This is a genomic window from Nonomuraea sp. NPDC049758, assembly GCF_040674635.1.
GTDB lineage: Bacteria > Actinomycetota > Actinomycetes > Streptosporangiales > Streptosporangiaceae > Nonomuraea.
Genome location: NZ_JBFAMZ010000014.1, coordinates 116,294 through 130,714, shown reverse-complemented (window position 1 = coordinate 130,714; position 14,421 = coordinate 116,294). Strand labels below are relative to the sequence as shown.

Annotated in this window: 11 protein-coding genes; 5 read left to right on the top strand and 6 right to left on the bottom strand. The window is 75.1% G+C overall.

All coding sequences use genetic code 11. The annotated features are described in order from the left end of the window. The first annotated feature begins 39 nt into the window (after positions 1 to 39). Together AB0J46_RS32490 and AB0J46_RS32485 are read left to right on the top strand one after the other, a co-directional pair. On the top strand, positions 40 to 666 hold the full coding sequence (locus AB0J46_RS32490) for a cupin domain-containing protein (protein WP_352356863.1): 627 nt from the start codon (positions 40 to 42) through the stop codon (positions 664 to 666). Continuing rightward, the gene (locus AB0J46_RS32485) at positions 663 to 2,081 is read left to right on the top strand and encodes an FAD-binding oxidoreductase (protein ID WP_364337991.1); all 1,419 of its coding nucleotides are present in this window, start codon (positions 663 to 665) and stop codon (positions 2,079 to 2,081) included. Before AB0J46_RS32490 ends, AB0J46_RS32485 begins: the two co-directional genes overlap by 4 nt. Positions 2,082 to 2,102: 21 nt before the next feature. On the opposite strand, the gene ligD is transcribed toward AB0J46_RS32485, so the two are convergent. Then, positions 2,103 to 3,299 (bottom strand): non-homologous end-joining DNA ligase, encoded by a 1,197-nt coding sequence (gene ligD, locus AB0J46_RS32480; protein ID WP_364337990.1) that lies wholly within the window; start codon positions 3,297 to 3,299, stop codon positions 2,103 to 2,105. Positions 3,300 to 3,328: 29 nt separating this feature from the next. Next, positions 3,329 to 6,532 (bottom strand): BTAD domain-containing putative transcriptional regulator, encoded by a 3,204-nt coding sequence (locus tag AB0J46_RS32475; protein WP_364337989.1) that lies wholly within the window; start codon positions 6,530 to 6,532, stop codon positions 3,329 to 3,331. A gap of 55 nt (positions 6,533 to 6,587) precedes the next feature. Between AB0J46_RS32475 and AB0J46_RS32470 the strand changes: the two genes are divergently transcribed. Further along, positions 6,588 to 7,868 (top strand): FAD-binding protein, encoded by a 1,281-nt coding sequence (locus AB0J46_RS32470; RefSeq protein ID WP_364337988.1) that lies wholly within the window; start codon positions 6,588 to 6,590, stop codon positions 7,866 to 7,868. A 5-nt stretch (positions 7,869 to 7,873) separates the two neighbouring features. Here the strand turns inward: AB0J46_RS32470 and AB0J46_RS32465 are convergent, their stop codons facing one another. Both AB0J46_RS32465 and AB0J46_RS32460 read right to left on the bottom strand, forming a co-directional pair. Beyond that, complete coding sequence (locus AB0J46_RS32465) at positions 7,874 to 8,950, bottom strand: winged helix DNA-binding domain-containing protein (RefSeq protein WP_364337987.1); 1,077 nt, start codon at positions 8,948 to 8,950, stop codon at positions 7,874 to 7,876. Next, the gene (locus AB0J46_RS32460; protein WP_364337986.1) at positions 8,947 to 10,119 is read right to left on the bottom strand and encodes an epoxide hydrolase family protein; all 1,173 of its coding nucleotides are present in this window, start codon (positions 10,117 to 10,119) and stop codon (positions 8,947 to 8,949) included. Before AB0J46_RS32460 ends, AB0J46_RS32465 begins: the two co-directional genes overlap by 4 nt. Positions 10,120 to 10,181: 62 nt before the next feature. Between AB0J46_RS32460 and AB0J46_RS32455 the strand changes: the two genes are divergently transcribed. After that, positions 10,182 to 11,156 carry a YafY family protein gene (locus AB0J46_RS32455; RefSeq protein WP_364337985.1) on the top strand — a complete coding sequence of 325 codons (975 nt, stop codon included), beginning with the start codon at positions 10,182 to 10,184 and terminating at the stop codon, positions 11,154 to 11,156. Between the two features lie 54 nt (positions 11,157 to 11,210). Here the strand turns inward: AB0J46_RS32455 and AB0J46_RS32450 are convergent, their stop codons facing one another. Continuing rightward, on the bottom strand, positions 11,211 to 11,954 hold the full coding sequence (locus AB0J46_RS32450) for a crotonase/enoyl-CoA hydratase family protein (protein ID WP_364337984.1): 744 nt from the start codon (positions 11,952 to 11,954) through the stop codon (positions 11,211 to 11,213). Positions 11,955 to 12,012: 58 nt separating this feature from the next. Further along, positions 12,013 to 13,665 (bottom strand): acyl-CoA dehydrogenase family protein, encoded by a 1,653-nt coding sequence (locus AB0J46_RS32445; RefSeq protein ID WP_364337983.1) that lies wholly within the window; start codon positions 13,663 to 13,665, stop codon positions 12,013 to 12,015. A gap of 31 nt (positions 13,666 to 13,696) precedes the next feature. On the opposite strand from AB0J46_RS32445, the gene AB0J46_RS32440 reads away from it, so the two are divergent. Continuing rightward, positions 13,697 to 14,416 (top strand): PaaX family transcriptional regulator C-terminal domain-containing protein, encoded by a 720-nt coding sequence (locus AB0J46_RS32440; protein ID WP_364337981.1) that lies wholly within the window; start codon positions 13,697 to 13,699, stop codon positions 14,414 to 14,416. Positions 14,417 to 14,421 lie beyond the last annotated feature (5 nt).

Genomic DNA, 14,421 nt, shown 5'->3' with positions numbered 1-14,421 from the left:
ACTGAACAACTTGTTCAGCCTGACCGATCGAGAGGTTCGATGACGGACCTGGGCACCCGCATCCGGGTCTACCGAGGCATGCGCGGCATGACCGTGCGCGCCCTGGCCGGCGAGGCCAAGGCGAGCCCCAGCTTCATCAGCCAGCTCGAACGCGGGCAGACCAGCGCGAGCATCGGCATGCTGCGCAGGATCGCCTCCGCGCTCGGCATCACCGTGGCCGACCTGTTCAACGAGGACGACGAGCCCGCCCACCGCGTGGTGCGCCGCGCCGAGCGTCCCGAGCTGGCCACCGCGCCGGGCACCCGCAAGTTCCTGATCTCCCAGCGCCCGCTGCGCACTGTGGAGATGTACGCCGGCGAGTTCGACCCCGGCGCCTCCACCGGCGACGAGCCGTACACGCACGGCGACTCGCAGGAGATCTTCCTCGTGCTGCGCGGCAGCCTCACGCTCTGGCTGGGCCCCGCCGGGTCCGCCGCCGCGCACCCGCTGGGGCCCGGCGACAGCGTGGAGTACCGCACATCGGTCCCGCACCGGGTGGTCAACGACGGCGACGAGACCGCCGAGGTGCTCTGGGTGATCAGCCCGCCCACCCCGTCCGCCGGGGACAGAGCGGATGGGGAATCAGCGGAGGGGCACGTAGCAGCCGTGGAGGCAGAACAGTCATGACAGGCATCCCGCTCACCGACGACTACGCCAACGGGGGCGTCTCGTTCTGGTACCGGCAGATCGGCCTGCCCGCCAGGCGGCCCTCGCTGCCCGGCTCCCGCGAGTACGACGTGGCGATCGTCGGCGGCGGCTACACCGGCCTGTGGACGGCGTACTACCTGAAGAAGGCCCAGCCGGACCTGCGGATCGCGATCCTGGAGAAGGAGTTCGCCGGGTTCGGCGCCTCCGGGCGCAACGGCGGCTGGCTGTCGGCCGAGTTCGCCGGCTCCCGCGAGCGGCACGCCCAGGCCCGCGGCCGGCAGGCCATGATCGACCTTCAGCACGCCATGTTCCGCGCGGTGGACGAGGTCATCGACGTCACCCGCGCCGAGGGCATCGACGCCGACGTGCACAAGGGCGGTCTCGTGCACGTGGCGACCAACCCGGCCCAGCGGCGGCGGCTCCGCGAGGAGGTCGCCGACCTGCGCTCCTGGGGCTACGCCGAGGACGACATGCGGCTGATGGACCGCGACGAGCAGCGCGAACGCCTCCAGGTGGCGGGCACGCTGGAGGCCGCGTACTCGCCGCACTGCGCCCGCGTGCAGCCGGCCAAGCTCGCCGTCGGGCTGGCCTCGGCCGTGGCCGCGCTGGGCGTGGACGTCTTCGAGGGCACGACGGTGACCGAGATCCGGCCGCGCGTGGGCGGCGGCAAGGCGACCGCGCACACGCCGCACGGCGTCGTCTCGGCCGACTACGTCATCCGCGCCACCGAGGGCTTCACCGCGTCACTGGCCGGGCAGCACCGGCAGTGGCTGCCGATGAACAGCTCGATGATCGTCACCGAGCCGCTGCCCGCCGAGGTGTGGAAGCACATCGGCTGGGCCGGGCACGAGCTGCTCGGCGACCAGGCCCACGCCTACGTCTACGCCCAGCGCACGGCCGACGACCGGATCGCGATCGGCGGGCGGGGGGTGCCGTACCGGTTCGGGTCGCGTACCGACCGCCGGGGGGCCACCCAGGCGCGGACGGTGGCGCTGCTGTGGCGGATGCTGGTGAAGCTCTTCCCGGCGGCGGCCGACGCGCGGGTGCAGCACTCGTGGTGCGGGGTGCTCGGCGTGCCGCGCGACTGGTGCTCGACCGTGCACCTCGACCACGCGAGCGGGCTGGGCTGGGCCGGCGGGTACGTCGGCAGCGGCGTCACCACCACGAACCTGGCCGGGCGCACGCTGCGCGACCTGGTGCTGCGGCGGGACACCGAGCTGACGGCGCTGCCGTGGGTGGGCCGGCAGGTGCGGCAGTGGGAGCCGGAGCCGCTGCGGTGGGCGGGCGTGCAGCTCATCTACACGCTGTTCCGGGCCGCCGACCGCCACGAGAACGACCGCGGCACCGGCACCTCGCTGTACGCCCGCCTCGGCAACCTCGTCTCGGGCCGCTGATCTCCACTTACGGGTGAGGGGTCAGGGGCCGCCGGCGCCCTGCCAGGGGTCGTAGTCGACCTCCAGCGGCTCCTGCGCCGGCCGTTCGCCCTCCGGCACGTGCTGGAGGTTGACCCGGATCCGGTACCACACGCTGCTGCGCCCGCGCATGCCGTCGACCAGCACGTCGGCGGGCTCCAGCAGGGCCGCGACCTCGGGGTGGCGGGCCTTCCAGCGGTCGAGCCCGGCCAGAGCCTCCTCCTTGTGCTGGGCCCTGGCGATCTCGATGACCGGCATGGTCTGCTGCCTGCGCCCGCTGCCCTTGGGCGGCTTGGGCGCGGGCCCGAGCTCCTCGGCCAGCTCCAGCAGGCCGTCGAGCGACCCGGCGTGCAGGTCCATGTCCTCCCACGGGTCGCCGAGCTCGGCCAGCCGCTTCGGCACGCTGTCGACGGTGAACTCCTCGGGCCGGCAGCCGGGCACCTCCTCCCAGCTCAGCGGGGTGGACACGCGGGCGTCGGGCACCGCCCGCACCGAGTACGCCGAGGCCACCGTGCGGTCGTAGGCGTTCTGGTTGAAGTCGACGAACACGCCGTGGCGCTCCTCCTTCCACCACCGGCTGGTCGCCAGGTCGGGGGCCCGCCGCTCGACCTCGCGCGCCACGGTTTCGGCCGCCTTGCGCACCTGGGCGAACGACCACCGCCGGTCGATCCGGGCATAGACATGGAAACCCCGCGACCCGGACGTCTTGGGCCAGGCGACCAGCCCGTGGTCGGCGAGCACCTCCCGAGCCACCTGCGCGGTCGCCAGCACGTCGGCCCACTCGACGCCCGGGACGGGGTCGAGGTCGATGCGCAGCTCGTCGGGCCTGGCCAGGTCGTCGGCGCGGACCGGATGGGGGTTGAGGTCGACGCAGCCGAGGTTGACCACCCAGAGCAACTGCGCCAGATCGGTGCAGACCACCTCTTCGGCGCTCAGCCCGGACCGGTAGCGCAGCTCGGCCACCTCGATCCAGTCGGGCCGCTTGGCCGGCGCGCGCTTCTGGAAGAACGCCTCCTGCTCGATGCCGTGGACGAACCGCTTGAGCACCATCGGCCGCCCGTGCACGCCGCGCAGCGCCGCCTCACCGACCGCCTGGTAGAACCGGATCAGGTCGAGCTTGGTGTGGCCGGACTGCGGGAAGACCACCTTGTCGGGGCTGGTGACGCGGACGGAACGGCCCGCGACCTCGATGTCAGGCATGAGATCACGATACGCGGCGGGTCCGACAGTCAGCCGGGACGCCACCCCCGGCTGCGCGTCTCCCAGTAGGTCAGCCCGAGCCGCCGGTGCAGCTCGACGGCGGCCTCGTTGTGCTCGCGCGCCGCCCGTCCGCGGCCGAGCCGCCGGGCCAGCTCGGCCAGCACGTCGTGCACCGAGCCCCAGGCGGCGCTGCCCATGCCCATGACGATGAGCTGGCCGGCGCTGGGCAGCAGCCGTTCGTACAGCTCGGCGGGGTCGGGCGTGCCGAGGCGGGCGGCCACCAGCCCCCAGACGGGGTGCAGGAAGTCGGCGGCCCAGTCCTCGCGCAGCTCCACCCCCCACCGGCCGATCAGCTCCCGGGCCAGCTCCGGCCGCCCGGCCTCCAGCGCCGCGAGCACGGCCAGCGGCCGCACCGGGCTCATCAGCGGCCGCTCTCCCGCCGCCACCAGCTCCGCCAGCAGCTCCGCGCCCCGGCCCTGGCCGCGCCTGCAGGTGTAGAGGGTGCCCAGGCGGCGCGCCTCGATCCCCCACAGGCTGCCGCCGAACGCGAGCCCTGGGAAGCGGCCGAGCAGGGCCTCGGCCTCGTCCCAGCGGGCGTGCAGGGTGTGCGCGGCGGTCTGGGAGACGCGGACCATGGCCTCCAGCTCGGGCCGGGCGACCTCGTGCAGGAGCTGCTCGCAGCGGTCCAGGTCCCTGGCCCACTCGGCCAGGTCGCCCGCGCGCAGCAGGCACGACATGCGCAGGACGCGTCCGACCAGCCGGGCCTCCCTGGGCAGGCCGGGCACGGCCAGCATCTCCTCGGCCGCCCTGCGCCGCGCGTCGTTGCGGCCCGGGACGAACCCGGCGATCAGGTAGTTGTTCAGCGCCTTGGCCAGCAGCATCGGGTCGTCCAGGCCGCGGGCCAGCTCGACGGCCTCCAGCGCCAGCCGCTCGCCCTCCGCGCGGCGCGGGCCGTAGTGCAGCTCGATGCCGAGCGTGCCGAGCAGCGCCGCCCTGGACGCCGCGTCCAGGCCGCCGGCGAGCAGGTCCTCCAGCACCGCGACCATCGTCTCGTCCACGACGCCGTACGGCCGCCAGTTCCACACCGACAGCCCGCCGAACACCGAGACGGCGGCCACCAGCGCGTCCCTGTCGCCGAGCCGCTGGGCCTGGGCGACGGCCTCGTCCAGGTCTCGGTGCGCGCCGGCGGCGTCGCCCAGGCTGCGGCGGGCCCGGCCCAGCTCGGTGAGCAACCGGCAGCGCCGCGCCGAGTCGCCGGGCGGGAGGTGGGCGAGCGCCAGCTCCCACAGCTCGACGGCCTCCTGGTGGCCGTGCCGGGCGGCGGCCTGGGCGGCGGCCTCGCAGGCGTGCGTGACGGCCTTGGGCGCGCCGCCCAGCCTGGCCGCCGCGGCGAAGTGGCCGGCCAGCAGCGCCGGGTCGGCGCCGGGCACGCTCTCCAGGTGCAGGCCGGCCCGCAGGTGCAGCCGGGCGCGGGCGAGCGTGGTCAGGCCGGCGTCGAGGGCCTGGCGGACGAGGGCGTGCGAGAAGCGGTAGCCGGCGGCCTCGGTCAGCAGCCCGGCGGCCAGGGCCGGTTCCAGGCCGGTCATGACGTCCTCGACCGGCTGCTCCACGAGCGCGGCCAGCAGGTCCACCTCGACCTCGCGGCCCGCGACGGCGGCGGCCCTGAGCAGGTCCAGCGTCGTCCCGGGCAGCCTGGCGAGCCTGCGGTCGATCACGTCGCGCGCACCGGGCGGGACGAGGTGGCGTTCGCGTTCGGGCAGCCGCAGCAGCTCGGTGAGGTAGAACGGGTTGCCGCCGGTGCGGTCGAGCAGCTCCCCCGGGTCGGCGCTCACCTCGCGCAGGCGCAGGAAGTCGCGCACCCCGTCGGCGTCGAACGGCGCGAGCGGCAGCCTGCGGCCCTCCCTGGACAGGGCGGCCAGGGTCTCGCGGAGCTGGGCCGGATGGCCGTCCGGCTCGGGCCTGAGCGTGGCCAGCACCAGGGCGGACGTGCCCGCCAGCTCGCCGGCGACGTGGCCGAGCAGCTTCAGCGAGGAGGCGTCGGCCCAGTGCAGGTCCTCCAGCACCAGCAGCAGCGGGCCGCCGCGCAGCGAGTCGAGCACGGCGTCGTAGAGGTCGAACAGCTCGGCGTGCGGCGACGGCGGGATCATGCCCGCGCGCGTCCACGGCCAGAACGCCGGGGCCCTGGCGTCGTCCAGGCACCTGCCCCACTCCACCCGGAATCCGCGGGCGGCGGCCAGGTCGGCGGCGGCCCTGGCCAGGCTGGTCTTGCCGATGCCCGGCTCGCCGGTGACCAGCGCCAGCCCGCCGCGCCCGGCCCGCGCCGCGCCCAGCAGCTCCTCCAGGGTCCGCAGCTCCGCCTCCCGTCCCACCAGCCGCTCGCCCGCGCTCCGGCCCGCCATCGGCCCGGGCTCCGGGGCGGCCTCCGCGTCCTTGTCCGGTCGCCGGTCCGCCGCCGGGCGGGCGGTCGTCGCGCCGGGGACGTCCAGGGCCGGGGACTGGTCGAAGACGGCCTGTTCCAGGCGTCTGAGCTCCGGTCCCGGCTCGATGCCCAGCCGTCCGGCCAGCAGGCCGCGCACCCGGCGCAGGGCGGCCAGCGCGTCGGCCTGCCGGCCCGCCCGGTAGAGCCCGAGCACCAGCAGCCGCCACGCCCGCTCCCGGTACGGGTGCGCCTCGGCCAGCGCCTCCAGGTCGGGCACGGTGGCCTCGCCCAGCGCCAGCCGCGCCTCCAGCCGGTCCTCCTCGGCCGCCAGCCGCAGCTGCTCCAGCCGGGCCGGCACCTCGGGCGCGAGCCCGGGGAACTCGGCCAGCGGCTCGCCGCGCCACAGGCCGAGCGCCCGGTCGAGCACCCGCGCCGCCTCGCCGTGCCGTCCCTGCCGCACCAGCCGGGCGCCGTCGGCCGTCCAGGAGGCGAAGCGGGCGACGTCCGTCTGGCCGGGCGCGATGTCCAGCAGGTAGCCGGGCTCGCGGGTGAGCAGCACCCGGGGCGGCGTGCGCGGCCTGCGTCCGGGTTCGAGCACCCGCCGCAGGTGCGACACGTACGCCTGGAGCGTGGCGGTGGCCCTGGCCGGGGCCTCCCCCGCCCACAGCTCGTCGATCAGCCGGTCGAGCGGCACGATGCGGCCCGGTTCCAGCGCCAGCATGGCCAGCACCGCGCGCTGCTTGCGGGTGCCGAGGTCGAGCCGGACGCCGTCGGCGTCGTCCACCTCGAGCGGCCCGAAAAGTCGGAACTTCACAGACCTCAAGTCAACCCCAATTCCCACGCAAGTGGGACGACGCATCATCGATCACATGAACGAACTGAGGAACATGACGGCCGGCCCGGTGCTTCTTCCCGGCGACGACGGCTTCGACCAGGCGCGACGGCCCTGGAACCTGGCGGTGGACCAGCAGGTGCGCGCGGTGGTCGAGGCGGCCGACGCCGACGACGTGGCCGCCGTGATCGGCTACGCCCGCCTGCACGGCCTGGCGGTCACCGCGCAGCCGAGCGGCCACGGCGCGTCGGGCGACACCGAGGGAACGATCCTGCTGCGCACCGGCCGGCTGGGCGGGGTGGAGATCCGCGACGGCGTGGCGCGCGTCGGCGCGGGCGTGAAGTGGGGCGAGGTGCTGGCGGCCGCGAGCCCGCTCGGGCTGACCGGCCTGGCGGGCAGCTCGCCGGTGGTGAGCGTGACCGGTTACACCCTGGGCGGCGGCCTGAGCTGGTTCAGCCGCAAGTACGGCTTCGCCGCCGACAGCGTGCGCGCCGTCGAGGCCGTGGACGCCGACGGCGGCCGGGTCAGGGTGACCGCCGAACGCGACCCCGAGCTGTTCTGGGCCCTGCGCGGCGGCGGCGGCGACTTCGCGATCGTGACGGCGCTGGAGTTCGACCTGCACCCCGCGCCCACGCTGTACGGCGGCCGGATCATCTGGCCGGCCGACCGCGCCGAGCACGTCATGGCGGCCTTCCGCGAGGTCACCGCCGACGCGCCGGAGGAGCTGTCGGTGTGGTTCCAGCTCCTGACGCCGCCCGGAGCCCCCGGCTTCGTCATGGCCGACTGCACCTACCTCGGGGCCGACCCCGGGGCGCTGCTGCGGCCGTTCGAGGCGGTGGGCGGGGCGATCGCCGACACCAGGCGGCGGCTGCCGGTGGCCGAGCTGGCCTCGATCTGCGACGAGCCGGTCGACCCGAGCCCGGGCGTGGGCCACACCGAGCTGCTGACCAGGCTGGACGACGAGGTCGCCGGCGTGCTGGCCGGCGAGCCGATCGAGCCGCTGCTGGCGGTGCAGGTCCGGCACCTGGGCGGGGCCGTGGCCAGGCCGGTCGAGGGCGGGGGCGCGGTGGAGCGGCTGGCGGAGCCGTACCTCGTGCACGCGCTGGGCCTGCCGTCGCCGGAGGTGGCCGAGCGGATGGAGCGGCTCGGCAAGTCGCTGGTGCCGTTCAGCACCGGGCGGCGTCCGTTCACGATGCTGCACGGCGGGGAGCAGGCGGCGGCGGCGTTCTCGCCCGAGACGCTGGCCCGGCTGCGCGACCTCAAGCGCGCCCGCGACCCGCTGAGCGTCATCAGGTCCAACTTCCCGGTGCTCGGCTGACGAGCCTACGGCTCTTCGAGGACCAGGTCGCACGTCGCCCGGGGCTCCAGGAAGGCGCACAACCGGGCGGCCTCGGCCAGCAGGGCGTCGCGATCCGTGCGGCGCAACGGGGTGAAGGGCCGGATGCGCAGCGTCCGGTCCCGGATCCGCCAGGTGCCCTGCCACATGCCGTCGAGCAGGAAGGTGCCGGTGGTCGCGCCGTTGCCCGGAGGGAGCGGGACGGGGCGGCTGCCGGGGATCACCCGGGTCCGGTCCTTGTGTGACAGCAGCAGATTGTCGTATTCGGGGAGGAATCTGGGCGGGGCGGGCACGTCCTCGGCCGGGCGGGGCGCGTCGGGCAGGTCGTACAGCACCTGCCGCTCCTCCCCGCGGAACACCCGCAGGGGCAGCCGTTCCACCACCTCGCGCAGGTGGGTCAGCCCGGACCACAGCTGCACGTCCGCGACGCTCGCCGGGCCGAACGCGCCGAGATAGCGCAGCACCAGCGCGTCCACCGGCACCGGGCGCAGCGGCGCGCCGAGCCAGCTCTCGACCGGCGCCCACGCGGCGGGGCCGGTGCCGCCCCAGACGCCCCGCGGCGGCACCTGGCACAGCGCGAGGTGATGCGTGACCGCGTAGGCCAGCGCGCTCGGATCGGCGCCCGGCCGGCTCCGCGCGAGCAGCCTGCCGAGCTCGCCCCGGGTGCGCGGCCGCTCCGCCAGCAGCCGCCCGGCCTGGTCGAGCAGCGCCTCCCGGTCCGCGTCGCCGAGGCCGCGGCGGAAGTGCGCGCGGAAGCCGGCGGCGTGCAGCGGACGGAACAGCGCGCGCCAGCCCAGGCAGTCGCGCGCGCTGACGAGGTGCACGGTGTTGCGCATCAGGTGCAGCCGCACCACCTGGCGCTGCTCGGTCAGCGCCGACAGCTCATCCGGCGCGAAGCCCCGCAGCCGGGTCCACAACCCCACGTACGGGGCCAGCGGCGCCTGGGACTGCATGCCGCCCAGGTGCTCGATCGCGTCGATCGCCCGGCCCGGCGCGCGTTCCAGCAGGTACTGGCGGGCCAGCGTGGCCCGGTTGAGACGACGCCGGCTCAGCACGTCGCTCACCGCAGCGGCCCGAAGAAGGCCCGCAGGTCGGCCGCCAGCAGGGCGGGGGCCTCCATCGCGGGGAAGTGCCTGCCGCGCTCGAACTCGCTCCAGTGCGCGCCGGCCGGCGCGGGCACCAGCCGGCGCACGGTCTCGTCGGCGCCGAAGACCGCGAACCCCTGCGGCACGGCGGGCGGCGCGCCCCAGTCGGCGGAGTGGGCCTGCTCGTACAGGGTGTGCGCGGCGGAGGCGCCGGAGCCGGTGAACCAGTACAGGCTGACCGTGGTGAGCAGCTGGTCGCGGTCGACCGGCAGGTCGGTCCACTCGTGGACCTTCTCGGCGATCCAGGCGAGCTGCAGCAGCGGCGAGTCGGCCAGGCCGTAGCCGATGGTCTGCGGCCGGCTGTTCTGGATCGCCAGGTAGCCGGAGCCCTCCTGCTGGAAGGCCTCCATCCGGCTCAGGATCAGCTTGTCGACCGGGTCGTCGGCGTCGAGCCGGTCGGCGATGCCCGGCATGAAGGTGGCGACGTTCGCGGCGGTGAACGGATCGGTCACCACGTGCACGCCGACGACGTGCTCTCCGTCGAGGCCGGCGAGCAGGCCGGACACGCCCGCGCCGACGTCGCCGCCGTGCACGCCGTACCGCTCGTAGCCGAGGCGGCCCATCAGCTCGGCCCAGGCGCGTGCGGTGCGCCCCATCGTCCAGCCGGTCCCGCCCAGCGGCGTGGAGAAGGCGTAGCCGGGCAGCGACGGCGCGACGACGTGGAAGGCCGGGCCCTCGTCCGGGGCGACCAGCGGCTCGATCAGGTGCAGGAACTCGGCGACGGAGCTCGGGTAGCCGTGGGTGATCAGCAGCGGCCTGGCGTCGGGGCGGTCGGACCTGACGTGCAGGAAGTGGATGCGCTGGCCGTCGATCTCGGTGGTGAACTGCGGGTACCGGTTGAGCCGGGCCTCCTGGGCGCGCCAGTCGTACTGCGTCCGCCAGTACCCGGCGAGCTCCTTCAGGTGGCCGAGCGGCACGCCGCGGGTCCATCCGACGCCGGGCAGCTCGCCGGGCCAGCGGGCGTGGGCGAGCCGGTCGTGCAGGTGGTCGACGTCGGCCTGGGGGATCTCGACGCGGAAGGGCTGGATGTCGTCGCGCACGGCGTTTCTCCTCGTGAACGGCTCGGCCATGAGTGCTCTTGCGCTCATGCGGAGAACACTAGGAACATTCGCGGAAAGGATCGTTCCTAGATTGTCGTCAGGATCGAAGAATGCTGGAAACCTCGGCGCGGCTGCTGCGCCTGCTGTCCCTCTTCCAGGCCAGGCGCGACTGGACGAGCACCGAGCTGGCCGCCCGGCTCGGCGTCACCACCCGGACCGTCCGCAACGACGTCGGCCGGTTGCGCGCGCTCGGCTACCCGGTCGACGCGCGGCCGGGCGTGGCCGGCGGCTACCGGCTCGGCTCGGACGGCGCCCTGCCGCCGCTGCTGCTGGACGACGACGAGGCGGTGGCGGTCGCGATCGGCCTGCGCACCGCCGCGAGCGGCTCGATCGCCGGGATCGAGGAGACCTCGATGCGGGCGCTGGCCAAGCTGCAGCAGGTGCTGCCCGCGCGGCTGCGTCACCGGGTGAGCGCCTTCCGGTCGTACGCGCTGCCGATGCCGTCGCGCGGCTCGCAGGTGGATCCCGACGTGCTGACCGTGATCGCGAGCGCGTGCCGCGACCATGAGCGGCTGCGGTTCGACTACCGGGCGCATTCCGGGGCGGCCAGCCGGCGCTCGGTGGAGCCGTACCGCCTGGTGCACGTCCGGCGGCGCTGGTACCTGGTGGCCTGGGACGTCGACCGGGACGCCTGGCGCACCTTCCGGGTCGACCGGATCGAACCACGGACGCCGGCGGGGCCGCGCTTCACGCCCCGCGAGCTGCCGCCCGACCACGAGATCACGGCGCGGGTGGCCCGCGGGGCCGGCGAGGCGACCTGGCGCTACCGGGCGCGGGTCATCGTGCACGCGCCCGCCTCGCACGTGCGCGACCGGCTGCCGATCCCGGTGGACGTGCAGCCGCTGGGCGAGGACCGGTGCGTGTTCGAGCCGGGCTCGGACCACCCGGAGATGCTCGCCCTCCACCTGGGCCTGCTCGACGCGGACTTCACGGTCGTGGACTCGCCGGAGCTGGTGGCCGCGCTGCGCACGCTGACGAGCCGCTACCAGCGCGCGATCGCCGCCGCCGACCAGCCACCCGGCTAGCCGGCACGCCTCGAAAAGGCCGCGCCCGGCCAGGCGACGCCCGCCGGTGCCGGGTCAGGCGGGGTCGCCGTGGCGGCCCGCGCCGGCGGCGAATCTGGCGGCGCCCTGTGCGGCGTCCGGCAGCGAGACCAGGCCGTGGCGCAGCTCGTTGCGCATGGCCTCGTCCTCGGGCAGGCCGTGCTGCTCCAGCAGCGACATGCGGTCGCCGCGCAGGCACGCCTGCGGGAACGCGGCGATCCGCGCGGCCAGCTCCTCGGCGTGCCGCCGGGCCGTGCCGGTGGGCACCAGGCGGTTGACCAGGCCCATGTCACGGGCCTCCGGGGCGCTCACCGCGCGGCCGGTGAGGATCATGTCCATGGCGCGGGAGCCGCCGACGAGCCGGGGCAGCCGCACCGTGCCGCCGTCGATCAGCGGCACGCCCCAGCGGCGGCAGAAGACGCCGAACACCGCGTCCTCCTCGGCCACCCGCAGATCGCACCAGAGGGCGAGCTCCAGCCCGCCGGCCACCGCGTGCCCGGCGACGGCCGCGATCACCGGCTTGGACAGGCGCATCCTGGTGGGCCCCATGGGGCCGTCGCCGTCCTCGCCGACGTGGTTGTCCAGCGCCTTGAGGTCGGCCCCGGCGCAGAACGTGCCGCCCTCGCCCCACAACACCGCCACGGCCGCGTCGGAGCGCTCGAAGCCGGCGAACGCGTCCGTGAGCGCGTCGGCGGTCTTCCTGTCCACCGCGTTGCGCGCCTCCGGCCTGCTGATGACGACGGTGGTGACGGGCCCCTCGCGCTCGACGCGTACGGTCATGCGCCCCTCCTCCGGGGAACGTGCGGCTTCGCCTCGGGGAAACCTGCCGAGCGTACCCTCAGGCGAGGGCCCCGGCCAGCAACGCGTCGAAGTGGTCGGCCGCCGGGGCGTCGATGCCGCGCAGCGGGCCGCGCTCGGCCAGGTGCGCCTCGGCGTACAGGCGGGCGACCAGGGCCTTGCGCCCGTCGTCGAGGCCCCATCCGGCCTGGTCCTCCAGCAGGGCGGCGGCGTAGACGTCGGCCATGAACTGGGCCAGCGGATAGAGGCGTTCCTCGGCGAGCGCCGGGTCGAGCCCGTGCCAGGCCGCGACGGCCTTGGACAGGTCGTCGATCCGTGCGTGCACCAGGTCGGAGGTGGCCAGGGCGCGCAGGCGGGCCAGGAACGGCACGTGGGCCTCCTCGCGGAGCATGGCGCGGCGCACGTCCAGGCACAGGATGTTGTCGCCGCCCTCCCAGATGGGGTTGACCTGGGCGTCGCGCAGCAGCCTGGCCACCGGCCACTGCTCGATGTAGCCGTTGCCGCCGTGCACCTCGATCGCGTCGCTGGCCGCCGTCAGGCCGAGCCGGGCGGCGCGCAGCTTGATCAGCGCGGGCCCGAGCCGCAGGCGGGGGCCGACCAGGCCGTCGAACACCATCGCCTGGGCGGCCTCGACCTCGACGATCAGCTCGGCCAGCTTGCGGCGCATCAGGGGCTGGTCGATGAGCGGGCGGCCGAACGCCTCGCGGGAACGCGCGTAGCAGACCGACTCGACCAGGGCCCGCCTGGCCACGCCGACGCCCATCATGGCCACGCCCAGCCGGGAGGCGTTGGTGAGCTTCATCATCGTCCCGAGCCCGGAGCCGGAGCCTCGCCCGGCCAGCAGGAACGCCTCGGCGCCGGTGAACTCGACCTCGGCCGAGGCGACCGAGCGGGTGCCCAGCTTGTCCTTCAGCCGCCGGATGCGCACCCCGTTGCGCGAGCCGTCGCGCCGCTCCCACAACGCCAGGAACGGCGCCACCGACCCGTCCGGCGTGCGGGCGAGCACCACGAACGCCGAGCCGTTGGCGTTGGAGGCGAACCACTTGAACCCGGTCAGCCGCCACGCCTCCCCGTCGGGCTCGGCCCACGCCTCCAGGGCGGCCAGGTCGGAGCCGCCGGTGCGTTCGGTGAACATCTGAGCGGCCTCGCCGGAGTAGTAGCCGTCGGCGAAGATCTCCCGGACCCGGTCGCGCACGTCCGGCGGCGCGTGCTTCTCGGCCAGCGAGACCACCATGTCCCCGCCGGTGCCGAGTGCGCAGCCCATCCCGATGTCGGCCTGGTCGAGCAGGTACGTCCAGGCCGCCGCCAGCGCGGACGGATCCGCCCCGTTCGCCCGTGCCTCCTCGGCGAACGACGGCGAGGTGAAGTTGTCCTCCATGAGCGCCGCGCGCGCGGCCTGGAAGGACGGCGGCATGACGACCCGGCTGACGTCCCTGCCCCACTTGTCGTACTTCTCCAGGCGGGGCGGGTTGCGGTCGGTCTCCTCGGCGCACTCGGCGACCAGGCCGCCCATCAGCGCGCCGAGCCGTTCGAGGTGGGGCTCGGCCCAGGCGAAGCCGTCGCCGAGGTGGCGCCGCATGAGCAGGCGCAGCGTGGGGTCGCAGGTCCACCAGTTGCGCCCGGCCGCCCCCTGGTAGCGCTCGGTGGCGTAGCGGTCGCTGTGGTCGAAAGGTTCGATGAGATACCGGCCCATACTCGCGAGTGTTACATATAATCAACACGCGATGGAAGACCGTAACACCTCACTCAGCGCCCGGTCGGCGGTGCTGAGCGCGCTGCTCGGCAGCCACCCGCCCCGCCTGCCCGCCCGTCACCTGGTGCGCATCGGCGCGCTGTTCGGCATCGCCGAGGGCACGGTCCGGGTGGCGCTGTCGCGCATGGTGGCGGCCGGCGACCTGACGCAGCAGGGCGGCCGCTACACGCTGTCCGAGCGGCTCGTCGAGCGCCAGGCCCGGCAGGACGAGAGCCGCGACCCGCACACCAGGCCGTGGGACGGCACGTGGGAGGTGGCGGTGGTCACCGCCGAGCGGCGCGCCCCGGCCGACCGGGCCGCGTTCCGGCACACGATGTCCGCGCTGCGCATGGGCGAGCTGCGCGAGGGCACCTGGCTGCGTCCGGCCAACCTGGTGCGCGAGTGGCCCGAGACCGTCACCGCGCAGTGCACCCTGATCGACGGCCGCCCGCACGGCGACCCCACCCCGCTGCTGTGGGACCTCGACGGCTGGGCGGCCGAGGCGGGCCGGCTGGAGCGGGCGCTCGACCGGGCCGACGGGCTGGCCGAGGGCTTCCTGGTCTCGGCCGCCGTGCTGCGCCACCTGCTGGCCGACCCGCTGCTGCCCGCCGAGCTGCTGCCCGCGGGCTGGCCGGGAGCCGCCCTTCGGGCCCGCTACGACGCCTTCGACCGCCGCTACCGCGAGGTCCTGCACGCGCACATGGAGGGCTGAGCCCT

Bases quoted from the DNA above. Each gene is read 5' to 3' on its own strand.
- AB0J46_RS32445 (WP_364337983.1), bottom strand. From the start codon at position 13,665: ATGGGCCGGTATCTCATCGAACCTTTCGACCACAGCGACCGCTACGCC.
- AB0J46_RS32490 (WP_352356863.1), top strand. From the start codon at position 40: ATGACGGACCTGGGCACCCGCATCCGGGTCTACCGAGGCATGCGCGGC.
- AB0J46_RS32460 (WP_364337986.1), bottom strand. From the start codon at position 10,119: ATGAGCGCAAGAGCACTCATGGCCGAGCCGTTCACGAGGAGAAACGCC.
- AB0J46_RS32455 (WP_364337985.1), top strand. From the start codon at position 10,182: ATGCTGGAAACCTCGGCGCGGCTGCTGCGCCTGCTGTCCCTCTTCCAG.
- AB0J46_RS32485 (WP_364337991.1), top strand. From the start codon at position 663: ATGACAGGCATCCCGCTCACCGACGACTACGCCAACGGGGGCGTCTCG.
- ligD (WP_364337990.1), bottom strand. From the start codon at position 3,299: ATGCCTGACATCGAGGTCGCGGGCCGTTCCGTCCGCGTCACCAGCCCC.
- AB0J46_RS32450 (WP_364337984.1), bottom strand. From the start codon at position 11,954: ATGACCGTACGCGTCGAGCGCGAGGGGCCCGTCACCACCGTCGTCATC.
- AB0J46_RS32440 (WP_364337981.1), top strand. From the start codon at position 13,697: ATGGAAGACCGTAACACCTCACTCAGCGCCCGGTCGGCGGTGCTGAGC.
- AB0J46_RS32470 (WP_364337988.1), top strand. From the start codon at position 6,588: ATGAACGAACTGAGGAACATGACGGCCGGCCCGGTGCTTCTTCCCGGC.